This window comes from Pseudolysobacter antarcticus (assembly GCF_004168365.1).
Taxonomy (GTDB): Bacteria; Pseudomonadota; Gammaproteobacteria; order Xanthomonadales; family Rhodanobacteraceae; genus Pseudolysobacter; species Pseudolysobacter antarcticus.
The window spans coordinates 1141984-1159382 of record NZ_CP035704.1 but is presented as its reverse complement, the minus strand read 5'-3'; the positions used below and the strand labels follow the sequence as shown (position 1 = coordinate 1159382).

The following is a 17399-nucleotide window of genomic DNA, read 5'->3' as shown; positions in this document are numbered from 1 at the left end:
CACTGGGTTCAGCACGTTCTGGCGCAGTGTTATACCCTTGTTGGCTAAGAAATCTCCAAGCAAAAGCCGCAGTTGTGGCGTACCCGAGGAACGCACCACGCAATGCCCAGCCTGACTCATCTGCAACGACTCGAAGCCGAAAGCATCGATATCCTGCGCGAAGCCGTGGCCGAAAGCGCCAAGCCCGTGATGCTGTATTCGATCGGCAAGGACAGCGCGGTGATGCTGCATCTCGCGCTGAAGGCGTTTTATCCGTCGAAGCCGCCGTTTGCGCTGCTACATGTCGATACCACGTGGAAGTTTCGCGAGATGTACGTATTTCGCGATGCGATGGTGCAACGCACCGGCATGGAATTGATCGTGCACACCAATCCCGACGGCCTGCGCGACGGCATCAATCCATTCACCCACGGCTCGGCGCTGCATACCGACATCTGGAAAACCCAGGGCTTGAAGCAGGCGCTGGATGCGCACGGATTTGATCTCGCTTTCGGCGGCGCGCGCCGCGACGAAGAGAAATCGCGCGCCAAGGAACGCGTATTTTCGTTGCGCTCGGCGCAGCATCGCTGGGATCCGAAACAGCAACGCCCGGAACTCTGGCGGCTGTACAACGCACGCAAGAATATCGGTGAAAGTCTGCGCGTGTTTCCGCTGTCGAACTGGACCGAGCTGGATATCTGGCAATACATTTATCGCGAACAGATTCCGATCGTACCGCTGTACCTGGCCCAGCCGCGGCCCGTGGTCGAACGCGATGGCGCGCTGATCATGGTCGATGACGAGCGTTTGCCGTTGCGCGCGGGCGAACAACCGACGATGAGGAATGTACGTTTCCGCACGCTGGGTTGTTATCCGCTGACCGGCGCGATCGAAAGCGAGGCGGATTCGCTGGCTGCGATCATCCAGGAAATGCTGATCGCAAAAACCTCGGAACGGCAAGGCAGGATGATCGACCGTGATGTGTCCGGCTCGATGGAAAAGAAAAAGCAGGAAGGATATTTCTGATGAGCATTTCCAACGACCTCGGCGCTCCATCGATCGAACAATATCTGCACACTCAGGCGCACAAAAGCCTGTTGCGTTTCATCACCTGCGGCAGTGTCGATGATGGTAAAAGCACGCTGATCGGGCGGCTGTTGTACGAATCGAAAATGCTGTTCGAGGATCAACTCGCCACGCTCGCCGCGGATTCCAAAAGCGTCGGCACGCAAGGCGACGATCTGGATTTCGCGCTGCTCGTGGATGGCCTTTCCGCCGAGCGCGAACAAGGCATCACGATCGATGTGGCGTATCGTTTTTTCGCCACCGAGAAACGCAAGTTCATCGTCGCCGACACACCGGGCCACGAACAATACACACGCAACATGGTGACCGGCGCGTCGACCGCCGATGTCGCGGTAATCCTGATCGATGCACGCCAAGGCCTGCTGACACAAACACGCCGCCACAGTTATCTGGTCTCGCTGCTCGGCATCCGCAAGATCGTGGTCGCGATCAACAAGCTCGACATGCTCGATTATTCGCAGGAAGTATTCGAGCGCATCGCGCACGACTATCGCGCATTTGCGCAACGTATCGGGCTCGACGATATCGTCTGCATTCCGATCTCGGCATTGCGCGGCGACAACATCACTACACCGAGTACCAACACGCCGTGGTATCGCGGTCCGGTGCTGATCGACTATCTCGATTCAGTCAGCATCGCTGGAGATATGCCGACCGATCCGTTTCGTTTTCCGGTGCAATGGGTGAACCGACCGAATTCGGAATTTCGTGGCTACTCCGGACGCATCGTCGGCGGCAGCGTGCGTCCGGGCGATCGCTTGCGCGTATTGCCCTCGGGCAAGGAAGCCACGGTCGCGCGCATCGTCACGCAGGATGGCGATCTCGATCTCGCCAGCAACGGCCAATCGGTCACGCTCACGTTGAACGAGCAGATCGACATCAGCCGCGGCGACGTGTTGTGCAGTACGAGCGATCCAGCTGGTGTGGCCGATCAATTCGAGGCGACGATCATCTGGATGAGCGAGGAAGAAATGCTCGCCGGGCGGCCGTGTCTGCTCAAGATCGGCGCCAAAACCGTGAGCGCGACACTCGCGCCGCCGAAGTACAAGATCAACGTCAATACACTCGAACATCTCGCCAGCAAAACGCTGGAACTCAACGAAATCGGCGTCTGCACCATCACGCTCGATCAGCCGATAAGTTTCGATGCCTACACGCAGAATCGCGACATGGGCGGCTTCATCCTGATCGATCGCATCAGCAACAACACCATCGCTGCGGGCCTGCTGCATTTTGCGTTGCGCCGCTCGCAGAATATTCACTGGCAGGCGATCGAGATCGACAAGCGCGCGCATGCCGCGCTGAAAGGTCAGCGGCCCGCGGTGCTCTGGTTTACCGGCTTGTCGGGCGCGGGCAAATCGACGATTGCAAACCTGGTCGAGAAAAAACTGCACGCGCTCGGGCGGCATTCCTACCTGCTCGACGGCGACAATGTGCGCCACGGTTTGAACAAGGATCTCGGTTTCACCGATGCCGATCGTGTCGAGAATATTCGCCGCGTCAGCGAGGTCGCCAAGCTCATGGTCGACGCCGGATTGATCGTGCTGGTATCGTTTATTTCGCCGTTCCGTGCCGAACGACAAATGGCGCGCGAGCTGCTCGACCGCGGCGAATTCTGCGAGGTATTCATCGACACGCCGATTGCCGAAGCCGAGCGTCGCGATCCGAAAGGCCTGTACAAAAAAGCGCGGCGCGGCGATCTGAAAAACTTCACCGGCATCGACTCACCTTACGAGACGCCGGAGCATCCCGAGATCCGCATCGATACCACGACGATTTCTTCGGAAGATGCGGCCGAACGCATCGTTGCGCACCTCGTCGCGAACGGGGTTTTGCTGCAGGCCTGAATCAACCAGCATCGCATCGGCGATCGTTTTGATCAACCTCAGGGCGCGCGCAAAAGATCGATCGCCGTGACCTGCCGCACCCAACGTGCCGGACGTTGGTCACCGCTGGCGATAATGCGGAACGGACCTTCCTTGGCATCCATCGACTTGCCGTCATGACTGTCGGCAAGGATCACCTGATCGCTGCGAAATTGCGCATCGAGTTCGGCCAGTGCGAACACCGCGCGATAACCATCTGCGGCTGAAATCCGCACGTACAACGCGAGATTCTTGCCGCGTATCGCCTCGCCAACCGGCGCACCGGCACGATGCAAAAGCTCGATCAGACTGACGCCTTCCCACGTGCCCTGCGTGCCGTGTTCGCTGGCCGTGACTTTGCTGCGCGGCATCGAGGCGAGATCGGCCATGCTCAGATGTAACGGCGCGGCGATCGCATCACCGCCGATCTGCACCGAGGGCACCGCTGCAACGACAGAAGCTTCCTTGGCTTGAATGTTTGCAAACGGCGCGAGCGACAGAATCAGAACGGCGGCAAAAGCTATCTTCGCTATCACTTTCGCAGCAGGCATGGTCTGGGAACTCCAAAGTTTGATACATCATGGGAGAAGTCGAGCTTGGTCGATATATTCGCCTGACTATATCAGTGCGTATGAAATTCGTATCACTTGAAAGCCTCTGCGAAGGCACGATGCCTACATCGCGAACCCAACCCCGCCTAAACGAGGTCGCCGACAATCACCGAAATAACGCCGATTGAACAAGTGCGAAGAATCGTCTGTGCTACAACGCATTCCAATATTGGCGGCGTAAATTTCTAATGCCGCAACAGCTCGCCTCCATCGACTCCAACCCACCATCAAGCATTCATCATCCCCAATGAAACTGACTTTCTTGCGTCCGGCTTCAGGCGTGTTTCTGTTATCCCTGCTGTGCGCGCCGACGTTCGCGCAAACGTCGAGCGAGGCGCCGCTGCCAGCCGATGCCGCGGCCACCGAGCTCGATCAGGTGCTCGTGACTGGCGAACAACCCGGCCCGGGGTTGTGGAAAGTATCGAAGAACGATCACGTGTTGTGGATCCTCGGCACACTCGCGCCGCTGCCGAAAAAGATGTCGTGGCGCTCGAAAGATACCGAAGCCGTAATCGCGGATTCGCAAGAAGTGATCGGCGATTCCTCGGCGAAAATCAACGTCGGGTTTTTTCGCGGTCTCACCCTGGTGCCGTCGTTGCTGCGTGCACGCAAGAACCCGGACGGCGCAAAACTGAAGGATGTGCTTTCGCCTGAACAATACGCACGCTGGTCGGCACTGAAAGCAAAATACATCGGACGCGACAACGGCATCGAATCGCGTCGGCCGATGCTGGCCGCGCAGGAGCTTTACGAGAAGGCGGTGGATCGCTCGGGATTGAGCTCGAAAAATGCGGCGTGGGACGTGGTCAAGCAGGCGGCGAAGAAAAACAAGATTCCGGTGACCTCGCCGAAAATAGACATCGAGCTGGACGATCCGAAAGCAACGATCAAGGAGTTCGAGACCACACCAGTCGCCGCCGATATCGCGTGTCTCGAAACCACGATGCAGCGCGTCGAAACCGACATGCAATCGATGCAGCTGCGCGCGAATGCTTGGGCCAGTGGCGACTTGAATGCGTTGCGCAGCCTGCCCTATCCCGACCAGAAGGCTACCTGCCTCGCGGCGATATCCAGCGCGCCCGGATTGCGTGATCGCGTGCAGCAGGTGCAGAAACGCATGATCAACGCATGGATGACGGCCGTGCAGACTGCGCTCGCAAAAAATCGCAGCACGCTTGCCGTGGTATCGATCGCCGAACTCGTGAAACCCGACGGCCGCCTCGCGCGTTTGCGCGCACTCGGCTATACCGTGGAAGAGCCGCAATAGGCTGTGAGTAGTGATCGCCGCGACACGCTGATCGGTCAAAATTCATCGGTTTGGCGGCGACTCAAAATCTCTGCTGTGCTGCGGCTAGGTGTGGCCCGAGCGGGCCTGATAGAATCTGCCGCAATCCGCCGCCGCGGTTGTCTCGCGTGCGACGCTACGTCAGCCACATCACCACAGTCGCAGGAACGTTTATGGGCAGAGGCCCCAGCATCGAAGGTCGCAAGAACGCCGAGGATTCCAAGCGCGGCAAAATGTTCACCAAATTCATCCGCGAGATCACCGTGGCTGCACGCAACGGCTCTGATCCGGCGAGCAACGCGCGCCTGCGCATGGGCATCGAAAAAGCGCTCGCATCGAACATGACCAAAGACACCATCGAGCGCGCGATCAAGCGCGGTTCCGGTGCCGATGGCGCAGACAACATGCAGGAGCTGCGCTACGAAGGTTACGGCCCGTCCGGCGTCGCGCTGATCATCGATTGCATGACTGATAATCCGACGCGCACGGTTGCCGATGTCCGCCACGCGCTGACCAAGAACGGCGGCAATCTCGGCACGACCGGTTCGGTCGCGTTTCAGTTTTCCAAAGTCGGCGAACTGGTGTTCGATACCGCCACGCCAGCAGCCGAGGAAAAAGTGCTCGAAGCCGCGCTAGAAGCAGGCGCCGATGATGTGCAAGCCGACGCCGGCCAAAGCCTGGTGTTGTGCACGCAGGAAAATTTCGAAGCGGTGAAAAAAGCGCTCGCGGCGGCGGGACTCAAACCCTTGCGCGCCGATGTGGTGATGCGTCCGGCGAATCGTGTCGCGGTCAGCGGTGACGTCGCCGAGACCTTGCACGATCTGCTCGAATGGCTCGAAGAACTCGACGACGTGCAGGACGTGTATCACAACGCCGACCTGCCCGAACTAGCCGCTTAACGTCAGATAGTTTAAACGTTTGGCCGTTTAAACGTCCGAACGATCGATGGCGAATTCGCGAGCACGGTCGTGTGCTCGCGAGTTTGTCAGGCGCGCAGCAGGACACTCATTCAGCAGGTGCAGCTTCCGCGCCACCGCGATGCAATACATCCGGCAATGGCTGGCCTTTTTCGGTAAATCCGAGCGATACCGAGTTAAGGCAATGCCGATCGCCGGTCGGCGGCGGACCATCAGGAAATACGTGACCGAGATGACTGCCGCAACGCGCGCAGACGATTTCGGTGCGCACCATGCCGTAGCTCGCATCGCGGATGGTACGGATGTGGGCCACATCGAACGGCTCGAAAAAACTCGGCCAGCCGGTGCCTGAATCGAACTTCGCATTCGAGCGGAATAACGGCAACGCACACAGTCGGCAGGTGTAGACGCCGTCTTTCTTGTTGTCGAGAAACACACCGCAGAACGCGGCTTCGGTGCCGTGCTCGAGTAATACGCGGCGCTCGTCGCCGCTGAGTCCGGCGCTCAACTCGCGGCGCTGCGCATCGGTGGGTGGAGTGAGATCAAACGTGTTCATGGCTGGCTCCTGATGATGACGCGCTGAGTATTGTCCGTGGACTGTCGATGATGCGTGTGAAGCGGCCAGTGGTGATTGCCTGCGCTAATTCATCGAAGTGGTCGCCGGGCGATGCGGCACTACAGGAAGTATGGCCGGTTGTACGACTAACAAGCGCGTCGGCGTTATCAATCAGGTTGTCGCATGAAACCACCAGAGCGCCGGTCGGCGCCCTAGTGGTGTGCATAAAACTTTAACCGCCGAATTTGTCGCGGAAGATGGTGTCGTCGAAATTCTTTATCGCGAAACAGCTACCCATCTCCGAGGAGTTGGCATAGGCATCGGTAGCGGTGAGACTGATCACCGAGGTCGGCAGATAATCCGGCAACATCAGCGGCATGCTGAACGTTGCGTAGCCGCTGGCATTGGTGTTGACCAGCTGCGAGCCGAGATAAAATTCCGCGTGACCGCGCCCACTGGGCGAGCACGCGCCCGAATAATAAACATCGACGCGGTAGCTGGAATTGGCCCCACTATTCAAATGCGCGGTAATCGTGCCGGGCTTCGCTGATCCTACTGGCATGCCGTTCGGCAGCGACAGGCTATCAATCACCGGAAACCCCTGCTGGAAATTTCCGTTCGGGCCAAGCTTGATATCCGGCACGCTGCCATCGTGGGCATAACCGTTGTAGCTGCTGAGATTGGCGCGCACGCTGTTGCTGTAGTTGTTCACAAGCACGCCGCCATCGCCCATGTAGCTGATCACGTTGCCTTGGTCGGGATGGTAACCAGCCAATTGCGAATCACCGATCACGTTGTTGCTACCATCCACCAGCACCGCCCAACCATAGCTGAGTACCGGGTTGCCGAGCACATCCATGCCGAAGACATTGCCATGGATCTTGTTGTGCGACCCTTGTGCTGGGATCCAGATTCCGTCGTTGAAATTTCCGGCGACGCGGTTTTTCGAGACATCGCAATAGCTGCTTTTCAACTGCATGCCATAGCCGTTGCCGTTGGCGCTCACGCCATTCGGTGCCAAGCCGACCAGATTGTTGGTGATGCTGCAATTCGGCGTTGAGACCGTGCTATCCATGAAAATACCGTTGCTGGTGGCATTGTTGATGACGTTACGCTCACCCGGCGAATCGCCACCGATGCTGATCTTGCCGTTTGTGACATTAAAGACTGCGATCGCATTTGCATTCGCTCCAGGCAAATTTATCCCACCGACACTGCCACCGAATTGACTGCCACTAATTTTGGCGGTGGCGTTGCTAGCCACAAAAACCTGCTGGGTGAAACCTCCCATCGCGACACCGCGCAAATCGAGGCTGCCGGGCGACATCACGGAAAGACCCGTGGCAATCGTGTCGTAGGTCTGCTCCTTGATCACTATGCACAAGTTTGCGTTGAACGCATTGGGGTCGCTGTTGTAGACCGCCGCCGGATTGTTGAGATAACCGTCGATCGTGATCGGCGTGGTGATGTTCGGCAACGCCGACGTCAACTGGATTACTGCCGGACAACCGAGCTGTGGCGAGAACGTGATCGTGTCGGCGTTGCCGGATTTGTTGGCCACGGTGATGGCATCACGCAAGGATCCCTGCCCCGCATTGTTGGTGTTGGTAACGATGGTGCTCGACTGGTAGAAGTACGGCGATTCCACCGCACCACGATCCACCGCGCCGCCCGTCGTGCGTGGACTCGAAGCGATATCGATGCTGGGATAAAAATTGTTGATCGGCGCCGGATAGCCCGAATTGATCGCGCTGGATGTTGGACTGATACCGTAATTGGCATTCGGCCCGGCGACTGGATTAAGCCACTGCGGATCGTTCTGCGGACCAGTCAAAGTATTGAATTCCTTGGTCGTGGCAGGTCCATCGAAGCCCAGATAAAACGTGCTGTAGTAGAGCGATACATCCGGAACCGCACCGCCGGAATCAGTGATGTAGAGCGGCTTATTGGTGCCATACAAACCATCGGTCGGCCAGAAAATACTGTTGAATACTTGAACGGTGTTTTTGGAGCCGGTCGAATCCGGCTCGATGCAGAATGATTGACCGCTTGAGGTATGTATGCTGTCGAACATCATCACGACCGCCGCATCGTCCCACAGGTCAAGCACCGCTTCGCATACACCGCCTGGCGCTTGTATCAGGTGATCGAAAACGCTGTTGACGATGCTCAGCGTACCCTTGTAGGTGGTGAACTGAATCGGCTGATCTTCGAAAAAATAGGCGTCCGGCGGATTAGTGCTGTTCAAACCGGTGAAGCGCGAATTGCGAATGCTGATATTGCCCGCGTCATCGGCAGAAAATTGGTTGTAGCCGCCCGTGAACAAGCTCACGCTTTCGCCATTCTGGAAGGTGATGCCTTCCAGCGTGATGCTGGCGATCGGTGACGCAGAATTCTGGGCGATGTGCAGAAAACCGGTGCCGCCAAAATCGATCCTCGTATTGGCCGGATCGATACTGCGCGTGGTGCAGCTGGCATCGGTGTAACCGCCAGCGATGGTCAATTGGCTGGTCGGATTCACAATCGTGTAGCCAAGGTTGTAGGTACCTTGCATGAGCTTGATGGTGTACGGCGCGTTGTCTGCCTGAGTTTCGGATTTGGCAAGATCGGCTTTCAGCTGCGCATTGCTGTTAGCGCAATCCGATGCCGCATGCACCGCGGACGACGCCACGAAACCCATCAGCGGAACAGCGAATAACGTGCGAACTAGCAGAGACGGCAGCGAGTGTTGAAAAAAAGAGCGGGTGTCCATGTCGATTCCTCGGTGAGTGGATGCACGCAAGACATCCTTGCTATCTCAAAACGAGGTTGCTGTGGAAACCGGACACAGCGCCGCCGCGGCGCGGCCGGATATGCGTCTAGCTGATAACGGCATCGGCAGAAATCCGAAGTTCGGCGTAGTGCGACGCGTTGCACACGACCGGTTACGTTTCAGATTGAATCCCCATGCCCCGGCAGTTCCGCAAATACGGCAGCGCATTCGCGCGCCGAGTGTCCCCTTTTTGGCGGAATCGCGTAATCAACCTTTAAGGCATTAGCTCCGCGCAAATTGGCAGGAGTTTGCTCGTGCGACTCAGACAAAGAAACGTCTATGCCGCATGCATGTTCGGATTATTGCCAGCACAACGTTTATTTGCATCGAGTTGAATGCCATGCCTGCAGCGAGGCTGGAGATTCATCAAACGGGCGAAAATACTCGAAATCGTTTAGCCATATATACCGCCATAAATATTCCCTATCCAGTATTCGGATTCCCATTCCCCAACCCAGGAGACGTCATGAAAATTTCCGCAAAAAGCTGTTTGTTTGCATTCGGTTTGAGCCTCGCCGGCAGCGCCTTGGCGATCGATTTTGGTAACGCCCTGGGCGCTGGCACCAGTGCGGTCAAGGGCGCGACGTTGAGCGATGCCGATGTCAAAGCCCAAGCCGATCAGGCCTGCGATTGGCTGGACACGCACAACAAGGTGGCACCAGCCGGCAACAAATACGCCGCGCGCCTGCAAAAGATCACAGCGGGGCTGAACAACGAAGATGGCATCACGCTCAACTACAAGGCTTACTTGGTTACCGACGTGAATGCATTCGCGATGGCCAACGGCTGCGTGCGCGTATTCGCCGGCTTGATGGATATCGCCACCGATGACGAAATCCGCAGCGTTATCGGCCATGAAATCGGCCACGCCAAACTCGGCCACACCAAGGCGAAAATGAAAGCGATGCTGATGACCAGCGCCGCGCGCCAAGGTGTCGCGGCCACCGGTGGCAAAGCCGGCGCGCTCGCAGCATCGGAGCTCGGCGGTTTTGCCGAAGGCATCGTCAACGCGCAGTTTTCACAGAAGGAAGAAAGCGAGGCGGATATTTACGGTTACCAGTTCATGGTCAAGCATAAATACGACACACACGCGATGGTCAGCATGCTGAAAAAACTGCCGGCGGGCGGCGGCTTGATGTCGAGCCATCCATCATCGCCTGATCGCGCGGCGAAGATCGATACGATGATCAAGAAAGGCTGATTTCGGCAGCAGGCAAAAGTCTGCACGAAGCTGAAGTTTTTGCGCCTGCGCAGTGAGGTTTACTGCGCAGGCCTGTAAGCGAATCCCGATATCCCCCGTCCAAGGATTCGCTTGCAGAAAAACGCTTACGGCTGCGGCGGCAGACTATGCCGCGGTATGCAACGCCTGCTCAAGATCAGCCGCCATCACCGCGTGCCCGGTGTGACATTGCCGGATCTCCAGTGCGATTTTCCGAAACTCCGCTTGAGCGGACACAGCGAGGGTTTCGGCAAGTTTTATCGCAAACGACGGTATGGCCGTCTGGACGGCCAAACGCAACCAGTACACCGCATCCTCGATTTGTCCTCGCTGCGCGAGCAACGAGGCATAACTGCATTGACCACGAAAGTCGCCGCCATGCGCGGATTTTCGATACCAGTCGAACGCCGCATTCGCATCGGCTGGCACTTCCCAACCTTGTTCGTGATACCGCCCGACGATACCCATCGACTTCGCATGACCGAGATCGGCGGCGCGCCGATAAAGTGCGTACGCAAGCGAACGATCCATCGCAACTCCGCTGCCGGATACATGCAGATGCGCTAGGTTGTACATGCCCCAGTCCAGACCATGATCGGCGGCGCGTCGATACCAGACCGCGGCGAGCTCGATATCGATCGCACGGCCCCAGCCGAATTCGCAGCAGCGCCCGAGCATATTCATCGCCATCACATGGCCGGTGTGCGCAGCGAGCTGGAACCAGTGCCACGCCATTTCCCGGTCACGCATCACGCCATTACCATCGAGCAGCAATTGCGCAAACAGAGCCTGCGCTATCGCATCGCCGTGCTCGGCTGCACGCTGCAAAATGCGTGCGGCAGCGGCAGGATCGGATTGCACCAACTGCGCAAATTGGTCGTTGTCGAGGTTGGCGCTGGCAGCGAAATCGCCGAGCTCCGCGTTCGTGCCGTCAAACATCGGCCCAGCGTCGCAGCAGATTGTGGTAGACGCCGGTCAGGCGCAGTTGCGCTGCATTTTGCGTGGTGGTGGATGCAACGTTGCTTTCGCCAGCGAGCGTCTGGATTGCAAGGTCGAGATCAAACAGCAAACGTCGCTCGCCGTCATCGCGCACCAGGCTTTGAATCCAGAAAAACGAGGCGAATCGTGCGCCGCGCGTGACCGGCATCACGCGGTGCAAACTGCTGGCCGGATACAGCAGCAAATCACCGGCGGGCAGCTTCACATCATGTGTGCCGAAACTGTCTTCGATCACGAGTTCGCCGCCGTCGTATTCGTCTGGCGAGGATAAAAACAGGGTCGCCGAAAGATCGGTGCGCAACGGTATCGCATCACCGCCGCTGCGGTCGTAACGCACCGCGTTATCGACGTGATAATCGAACGACTGTCCGCCGCGATAGCAATTGAACAGCGGCGGGAATATCCGTCGCGGCAACGCCCCAGCGAAGAATGTGGTGTTGCGATTCAGAGCCTCCAGCACCAGCGCGCCGAGCTCGCACGCGAGCGGATCGGTCTCGGGCAATTGCAGATTATCTTTCGCCAGCGCGGATTGATGACCGGCCGTGATGCGGCCATTCGCCCAGGCCGCCGTGTCGAGTTTTCGACGGCACGCCGCGACCTGTTCCGCAGTCAGGATATCTGGCACATGCAACAGCATAATACGTCTCCGGTTCAGCGGCGGTGCGTTATGAAATCGCCCACCGCCGCAGTACCACGATCAATCAGAATTTCAGGTTCGCATTCAACGATACCGTGCGTCCTGTGCCCGGATTCGCCCAACCGCTGGTCGTGCTAACCGAGCGCAACTGGGTGAAATATTCCTTGTTGAAAATATTGTTGATGTTGAGCAGCAGGTCGAGATGATCGTTGACCTTGTATGCCAGCATCGCGTTGTGCACGACGAAACCCGGGATCTTGGCGCGCGCATAAATCGTGGTCGGCGTATAGCTGTTGGCGGTCGCAAATACGGATGACGTGTAGTTCGCACCATAACCCACGGTCACGTTGTACGGCAGCGCGTAGGTCGTCCACAAATTGGCGGAATTATCCGGTGTATTGGCGAGCGGATTACCGGCCTGCGCATCGATACCGGTCGTTGCCAATACCTTCGCCGAAACGCTCTGCAATACTTTGCTCTGCAGGTGATCGTAGTTGGCGAACACCGACCAGTTTTCGCTGATCTTGCCGGTAATACCAAGCTCGATACCCTTCAAGCGACTCGAACCATCCAGTGTTTGATACGGAATGGCCGGATCGCCCGATGCCACTTTGTAATTGGTGCGATCGGTGCGGAAGATCGCTGCGGTCAATGACAACCTATCCTTGAAGAAATCCCACTTCGTGCCGAGCTCGTAGCTTTTGGCAGATTCCGGATCGACGTCGCAACTCGTGGCGCAACTGCCATCCACGGTCGCCGTCGATGGTGTTTTGGAGTTGCCGTACGCCAGATAGATGCTGCCGTTTTCCTGAGGCTTGTAGACCACACCGGCGCGCCACGAAATCAGATCATCGCTGTTCTTCAGCGGATTGGTCGCGACCGGCAACAACGGCCCCGGCACCTGCGTCGGCGATGCAACCGGGCTTGCCGTATAGCTGCTGTAAGTCGCTTCGTTATGTTCGTAACGCAGGCCGCCGGCGAGCTGCCACCGGTCATTGAACTTCAGCGTATCGAACGCATACACCGCGCGATTGTCCACGGTCGAATCCGCCCGCGTGGAATAGAATCGGTTCAGCGGCAAGGTGTAGATATGCGTCGGATCGAACAGGCTGATCGGCAACTGTGCATAGGTCGTGCCATCCGCATTTCGATACAGGCTGCCAGAACCGAGCGTAAAGGTTTCGTGCGACAACGAGATGCCCGTGACCAGCGTATGTTCCAGGCCAGCAGTGTTGAACTTCGAGGTCAGATCGGTCTGGTTGACGAGGATCGTGTTGCGCGTATCGCGCAAGTTGCCGATCGGGCCACCCGGTGTGTAGGTTGGGCCGCCGACGCCCTCGCCCACGCTCGCCGGGCCGTTCGCTCCGCAACGCACGGCGGTGCCGGGCAGTTGCAGATTGGTGCCCAGCGGATAATCGCCCGGCTTCAAACAGATGCGTCCTTCGGGCGCGTCGGTGACGCTGTAACGATCGACCTGCGCCCAGCGCGTGAGATTGCGCAACGTGACTTTTTCGTTGAAGGCGTGATCGATGATCGCGGTGAAAGAATCGTTGTCGATTTTTTCCTGATCGACATTGGTGTAGCCGAAATAGGTGCTGCGATCGATGCCCGGCACCGGCGCGTAGTTACGCAACGGGATGCCGTATTCGGGACGATTCTTGTCGTGCTCATGCACATAACTCAGCGTGAGCTGGGTCGGTGTACCGAGGCCGAGGATGAACGACGGCGCGATACCCCAGCGCTTGTAGCCGGTGATGTCACGCTCGGCGACGTCGTTTTCGTGCGCCATCACATTCAACCGGAACGCCATGCCCGAGTGCGGCCCGCCGACCTGCTGATTGATGTCAGCAGTCACACGCCGATAATCCGCATTGCCAGCGCCGATCGAGATATTCGTGAAGTCGGTCACCTGCGGAATCTTGCTGACGAGGTTGATCGTGCCGCCGACCGTGCCCGCGCCGGAATACACCGAACTCGGGCCTTTCACCACTTCGATCTGGTCGATATTGAAAGGATCGCTGTGGGTGGTATTGGCGCTGTCGCGAATGCCGTCGATCGAAATATCGTTGGTCGCGCTGAAGCCGCGGATGTTGACACTGTCGCCGTAACTGCCGCCTTCTCCTGCACCGAACGTGATGCCGGCCACGTTCTGGCGCAGGATGTCGCGCAGCAGAAATACGCCCTGATCCTGGATCAGATCCTTCGGAATCACATTGATTGTCTGCGGCACATCGCGCAGCACTTCGGTGTATTTCGGCGACGCCGGTTTTTGCGAGTAGATACCGTCGACATTGATCGTATCGAGATGCTCGACCGCACCCGCCGCCGGATCGGCATCGGGACTGACCGGCGTGCCGTTGTCCGCCGCCAGCACAGAAGATGCCGACGAAACAAATGCTACGCCGAGAGCAGTGGCTAGCAGACGTTTCGGTCGCGCATGGCTGGAGGTGATGAACGGACTGGATGACATGGATGACTCCTGATGGTGTGACAAAAATCGTGGCGCCCAGACCCACCGCATTGAAAAACGTGGTGGCAAATACGCGCAGCCCGCATCAAGCGGCATTCGCAAGCGCACAACTGCCGCGCATTTCATGCAGGGCAACAAATGCCGCGTGCTGAGGCGATCGACAATGATTGAATATTACTTTTAATGAGAATGATTCGCAACATCATTTGCTGTAAGATTGCGGCCCAACGCAAGCACATTTGCATTAGCCGCTGATTTTTCCGACGCGCCTTGCACCAACCCCAAAATATCCCGCGCCCGGATTTATCCCGCGAACCTGCCGAGAAATTTATGCCCTACCTGCTCAAGCGTTTTCTATTTCGTTTGCACTGGCTTCTCGGCCTCAGCGCTGGCTTGGTATTGAGCGTGGTCGGTGTGAGCGGCGCGCTGCTCGGGTTCGAGGAAGAAATTCTCGCCGCGCTCAACCCGCAACATCACATCGCCGCGTCGACTACGCCGCCGCTAAACATGGATGCGCTGATCGCGATCGCACGCAAGAACCATCCCGACATGAACGTGAACACCCTCGCCTGGAACGGCGACGACGCGCCAGTCGAGGTGCGTTTGAGCAAAGGCCAGGATCGGCGCGGTATGCCGGTTGCGATCAATCCATACGATGGCACGGTGCTAGGGCCGCAGTCCGGCAGCGGTATTTTCCAGACCGTCGAACAACTGCATCGCAACCTCACTGTCGGCCCGGTCGGCAAGCAGATTGTCGGCGCGAGCACGGCAATACTATTGCTCATGCTGGTCAGCGGCATCATCCTGCGCTGGCCGAAATATTCGCGCTCGATAGCGGCGTGGTTCAGGCTCGATTTCAAACTCGGCGGACGCAGTTTTCTGTGGCATCTGCATGCGATCGTCGGCACGTGGGTGCTGCTGTTTTATCTCGTCGCCTCGCTGACCGGCTTGTGGTGGTCGTACGATTTTTATCGCAATTTCGTCAATGGCCTTGCCGGTGTGAGCACGCCGGCGCGCGGGCAAAACGGCGGCGGCAACGAGGCGCGAGCGGAAACCGCCACAACACCGATTTCGATCAATCATGCGTGGAATACTTTTCGCGCGACCGTGCCCAACGCGCGGCGCGCCACGCTCACCTTGCCACGCAAGGCTGATGCGCCGCTGGAATGGCGTTATCTCGATGCTGATGCGCCGCACGCTCGTGGCTTCAGCACGCTTAAACTCGATGCCACCGGCAATCTGCAATCGAACGAACGGTACGCGGATCAGCCGCGCGGACGACGTTTTATCAGCGCGCTGTTCCCATTGCATTCCGGCGATTTTTTCGGCACACCGGGACGCGCTTTGATGGCGCTCGCGTCACTGCAGATGCCGCTGTTTTTCATCACCGGCATGTGGTTATGGCTGCAGCGTCTCAGCCAGGCAAAACAGACACGCCGCGCGCAAATCGCGTTGTCGCCGAGCAGTGCCGATGTGAGCGTCGGCGATACCATTCTGGTGCTGTACGCGAGCCAGGGTGGCACCGCCGAGCGCCTCGCATGGCAGACCGCGGACTGGCTGCAACGCATCAACCTCGCGCCACAGGTTCGATCAATCAGCAACGTCAGCACGCCTGAACTTGCCGATGCCGGACACGCGCTGTTCGTGGTCAGCAGCTACGGCGATGGCGGCCCGCCCGACGCCGCTTTGACGTTTGTGCGGCGCTGGATGCGCGCGGACAATACGACCGATCTGTCGCGTCTCGAATGCGCCGTGCTGGCACTCGGCAACCGGCGTTATGCCGAATTCTGCGGCTTCGGTCATCGTCTGCAGGCGTGGCTCGGTGGGCGCGGCGCACGTTTGCTGTTCGCGGCCGTCGAAGCACACGAAGCCGATGCGGAAGCATTAAAGCGCTGGCGCGCCGAGCTCGCGCGGCGCTGGCCCGCGCTGGCCGACAGCGATGTCGCGTTGCCCGTGGCGATTAATGCCGAATCCACATCGACATGGCGCCTGCAACAACGCATACGACTCAACCCAGGCGACGATGCGACGCCGCTGTATTTTCTGGATTTTGTCGAAGCGAATCCCGATCGAAGCTCGGACGCTCGCGCCGCGACCTGGACACCCGGCGACCTGCTCGATGTGCTGGTGCCGCCGACACACGAGCGCATCCAGTCGTGGCTCGACCTGTGGCAATTACGCGCCGACGAGCCAGTCCATCTGGATGGCCAAACATTATCGTTGCAAGCCGCGTTGCAGCGTTGCGAACCACCTTCGCAGCCCGAGACTTTGTCCGGTCTGGATGCGCAAACCTTGATCGCACGATTGCCACGCCTCAGCGCACGCAGCTATTCGATCGCTTCGTTGCCCGAGCACGGCCACGTGCGGCTCATGGTGCGGTTGTATCGCGATGCGCAAGCCAATCACGGTCTCGCTTCGTCGTGGTTATGCGAACACGCCGCAATCGGCAGCACGCTCTCAGCACGCCTGCGCAGCAGTCATTCGTTCCATGCGCCAGCAGCGGATGTGCCGTTGATTCTCATCGCCAACGGCGTCGGTATCGCACCATTTCTCGGCATGCTCGCGGCACGCGCCGATCAGCGCGGCGCGGCGACTTGGCTGATCTACGGCGAGCGTGATCCGGCGCACGACAGTCATGCCCTGCCGCAACTTCAGGCATGGCGCGATAGCGGAATCATCGAACATCTCGACGTGTGTTTTTCGCGCTCGCCGTCAGGCCAATATGTACAAGACAAGCTTGCCGAGCAGGCGCCACTCCTGCAGCAATGGCTGGCACGCGGAGCGGCGATCTATGTTTGCGGCAGCCCGCTGATGGGACTCGGCGTGAACGAGGTTTTGACGTCGATTCTCGGCGAAGACCGCGTGGAAAATCTGCGCGACAGCGGACGTTATCGACGCGAACTGTTTTGATGCGAAACCTGCGGCAAACACGCTCTATATTGCATCGAGCGTTGTCTGGCCCT

At 58.4% G+C, this 17399-nt stretch carries 12 protein-coding genes; 6 read left to right on the top strand and 6 right to left on the bottom strand.

Annotation, left to right across the window (positions count from 1 at the left end):
- Nucleotides 1-102 precede the first annotated feature (102 nt).
- Both cysD and cysN read left to right on the top strand, forming a co-directional pair.
- Nucleotides 103-1005: a sulfate adenylyltransferase subunit CysD gene (cysD, locus tag ELE36_RS04930; RefSeq protein WP_129832031.1), complete on the top strand. Its 903-nt coding sequence runs from the start codon at nt 103-105 to the stop codon at nt 1003-1005.
- On the top strand, nt 1005-2912 hold the full coding sequence (gene cysN / locus ELE36_RS04925; protein WP_129832030.1) for a sulfate adenylyltransferase subunit CysN: 1908 nt from the start codon (nt 1005-1007) through the stop codon (nt 2910-2912). The genes cysD and cysN overlap by 1 nt, the downstream gene beginning before the upstream one ends.
- A 38-nt stretch (nt 2913-2950) precedes the next feature.
- On the opposite strand, the gene ELE36_RS04920 is transcribed toward cysN, so the two are convergent.
- Nucleotides 2951-3481, bottom strand: coding sequence for a molybdopterin-dependent oxidoreductase (locus tag ELE36_RS04920; RefSeq protein ID WP_129832029.1), 531 nt, complete (start codon nt 3479-3481; stop codon nt 2951-2953).
- 307 nt (nt 3482-3788) lie between these two features.
- Here ELE36_RS04920 and ELE36_RS04915 point away from each other — a divergent pair, with 307 nt between their 5' ends.
- Nucleotides 3789-4808 (top strand): TraB/GumN family protein, encoded by a 1020-nt coding sequence (locus tag ELE36_RS04915; RefSeq protein ID WP_129832028.1) that lies wholly within the window; start codon nt 3789-3791, stop codon nt 4806-4808.
- Between the two features lie 191 nt (nt 4809-4999).
- Nucleotides 5000-5725, top strand: a complete 726-nt coding sequence (locus ELE36_RS04910; RefSeq protein WP_129832027.1) for a YebC/PmpR family DNA-binding transcriptional regulator — start codon at nt 5000-5002, stop codon at nt 5723-5725.
- A 106-nt stretch (nt 5726-5831) separates the two neighbouring features.
- On the opposite strand, the gene msrB is transcribed toward ELE36_RS04910, so the two are convergent.
- Both msrB and ELE36_RS04900 read right to left on the bottom strand, forming a co-directional pair.
- Nucleotides 5832-6299: a peptide-methionine (R)-S-oxide reductase MsrB gene (gene msrB / locus ELE36_RS04905; RefSeq protein WP_129832026.1), complete on the bottom strand. Its 468-nt coding sequence runs from the start codon at nt 6297-6299 to the stop codon at nt 5832-5834.
- 232 nt (nt 6300-6531) lie between these two features.
- A complete protein-coding gene (locus tag ELE36_RS04900) occupies nt 6532-9051 on the bottom strand; it encodes a choice-of-anchor Q domain-containing protein (RefSeq protein ID WP_129832025.1) in 2520 nt (839 codons plus the stop codon).
- A 526-nt stretch (nt 9052-9577) separates the two neighbouring features.
- Between ELE36_RS04900 and ELE36_RS04895 the strand changes: the two genes are divergently transcribed.
- Nucleotides 9578-10312: a M48 family metallopeptidase gene (locus ELE36_RS04895; RefSeq protein WP_129832024.1), complete on the top strand. Its 735-nt coding sequence runs from the start codon at nt 9578-9580 to the stop codon at nt 10310-10312.
- Between the two features lie 144 nt (nt 10313-10456).
- On the opposite strand, the gene ELE36_RS04890 is transcribed toward ELE36_RS04895, so the two are convergent.
- The 3 genes from ELE36_RS04890 to ELE36_RS04880 form a co-directional block, all read right to left on the bottom strand.
- Nucleotides 10457-11269 carry a tetratricopeptide repeat protein gene (locus ELE36_RS04890; RefSeq protein WP_129832023.1) on the bottom strand — a complete coding sequence of 271 codons (813 nt, stop codon included), beginning with the start codon at nt 11267-11269 and terminating at the stop codon, nt 10457-10459.
- The gene (locus tag ELE36_RS04885) at nt 11262-11966 is read right to left on the bottom strand and encodes a Fe2+-dependent dioxygenase (RefSeq protein WP_129832022.1); all 705 of its coding nucleotides are present in this window, start codon (nt 11964-11966) and stop codon (nt 11262-11264) included. The genes ELE36_RS04890 and ELE36_RS04885 overlap by 8 nt, the downstream gene beginning before the upstream one ends.
- A 64-nt stretch (nt 11967-12030) precedes the next feature.
- Nucleotides 12031-14436, bottom strand: coding sequence for a TonB-dependent receptor (locus tag ELE36_RS04880; protein WP_129832021.1), 2406 nt, complete (start codon nt 14434-14436; stop codon nt 12031-12033).
- 330 nt (nt 14437-14766) lie between these two features.
- On the opposite strand from ELE36_RS04880, the gene ELE36_RS04875 reads away from it, so the two are divergent.
- Nucleotides 14767-17346, top strand: coding sequence for a sulfite reductase flavoprotein subunit alpha (locus ELE36_RS04875; protein ID WP_129832020.1), 2580 nt, complete (start codon nt 14767-14769; stop codon nt 17344-17346).
- Nucleotides 17347-17399: the final 53 nt, after the last annotated feature.

What these genes read in the sequence shown, in the direction of transcription:
- ELE36_RS04900 (WP_129832025.1), bottom strand. Translation starts at nt 9,051, where the DNA reads ATGGACACCCGCTCTTTTTTTCAACACTCGCTGCCGTCTCTGCTAGTT.
- ELE36_RS04880 (WP_129832021.1), bottom strand. Translation starts at nt 14,436, where the DNA reads ATGTCATCCAGTCCGTTCATCACCTCCAGCCATGCGCGACCGAAACGT.
- ELE36_RS04875 (WP_129832020.1), top strand. Translation starts at nt 14,767, where the DNA reads ATGCCCTACCTGCTCAAGCGTTTTCTATTTCGTTTGCACTGGCTTCTC.
- ELE36_RS04895 (WP_129832024.1), top strand. Translation starts at nt 9,578, where the DNA reads ATGAAAATTTCCGCAAAAAGCTGTTTGTTTGCATTCGGTTTGAGCCTC.
- cysN (WP_129832030.1), top strand. Translation starts at nt 1,005, where the DNA reads ATGAGCATTTCCAACGACCTCGGCGCTCCATCGATCGAACAATATCTG.
- cysD (WP_129832031.1), top strand. Translation starts at nt 103, where the DNA reads ATGCCCAGCCTGACTCATCTGCAACGACTCGAAGCCGAAAGCATCGAT.
- ELE36_RS04910 (WP_129832027.1), top strand. Translation starts at nt 5,000, where the DNA reads ATGGGCAGAGGCCCCAGCATCGAAGGTCGCAAGAACGCCGAGGATTCC.
- msrB (WP_129832026.1), bottom strand. Translation starts at nt 6,299, where the DNA reads ATGAACACGTTTGATCTCACTCCACCCACCGATGCGCAGCGCCGCGAG.
- ELE36_RS04920 (WP_129832029.1), bottom strand. Translation starts at nt 3,481, where the DNA reads ATGCCTGCTGCGAAAGTGATAGCGAAGATAGCTTTTGCCGCCGTTCTG.
- ELE36_RS04890 (WP_129832023.1), bottom strand. Translation starts at nt 11,269, where the DNA reads ATGTTTGACGGCACGAACGCGGAGCTCGGCGATTTCGCTGCCAGCGCC.
- ELE36_RS04915 (WP_129832028.1), top strand. Translation starts at nt 3,789, where the DNA reads ATGAAACTGACTTTCTTGCGTCCGGCTTCAGGCGTGTTTCTGTTATCC.
- ELE36_RS04885 (WP_129832022.1), bottom strand. Translation starts at nt 11,966, where the DNA reads ATGCTGTTGCATGTGCCAGATATCCTGACTGCGGAACAGGTCGCGGCG.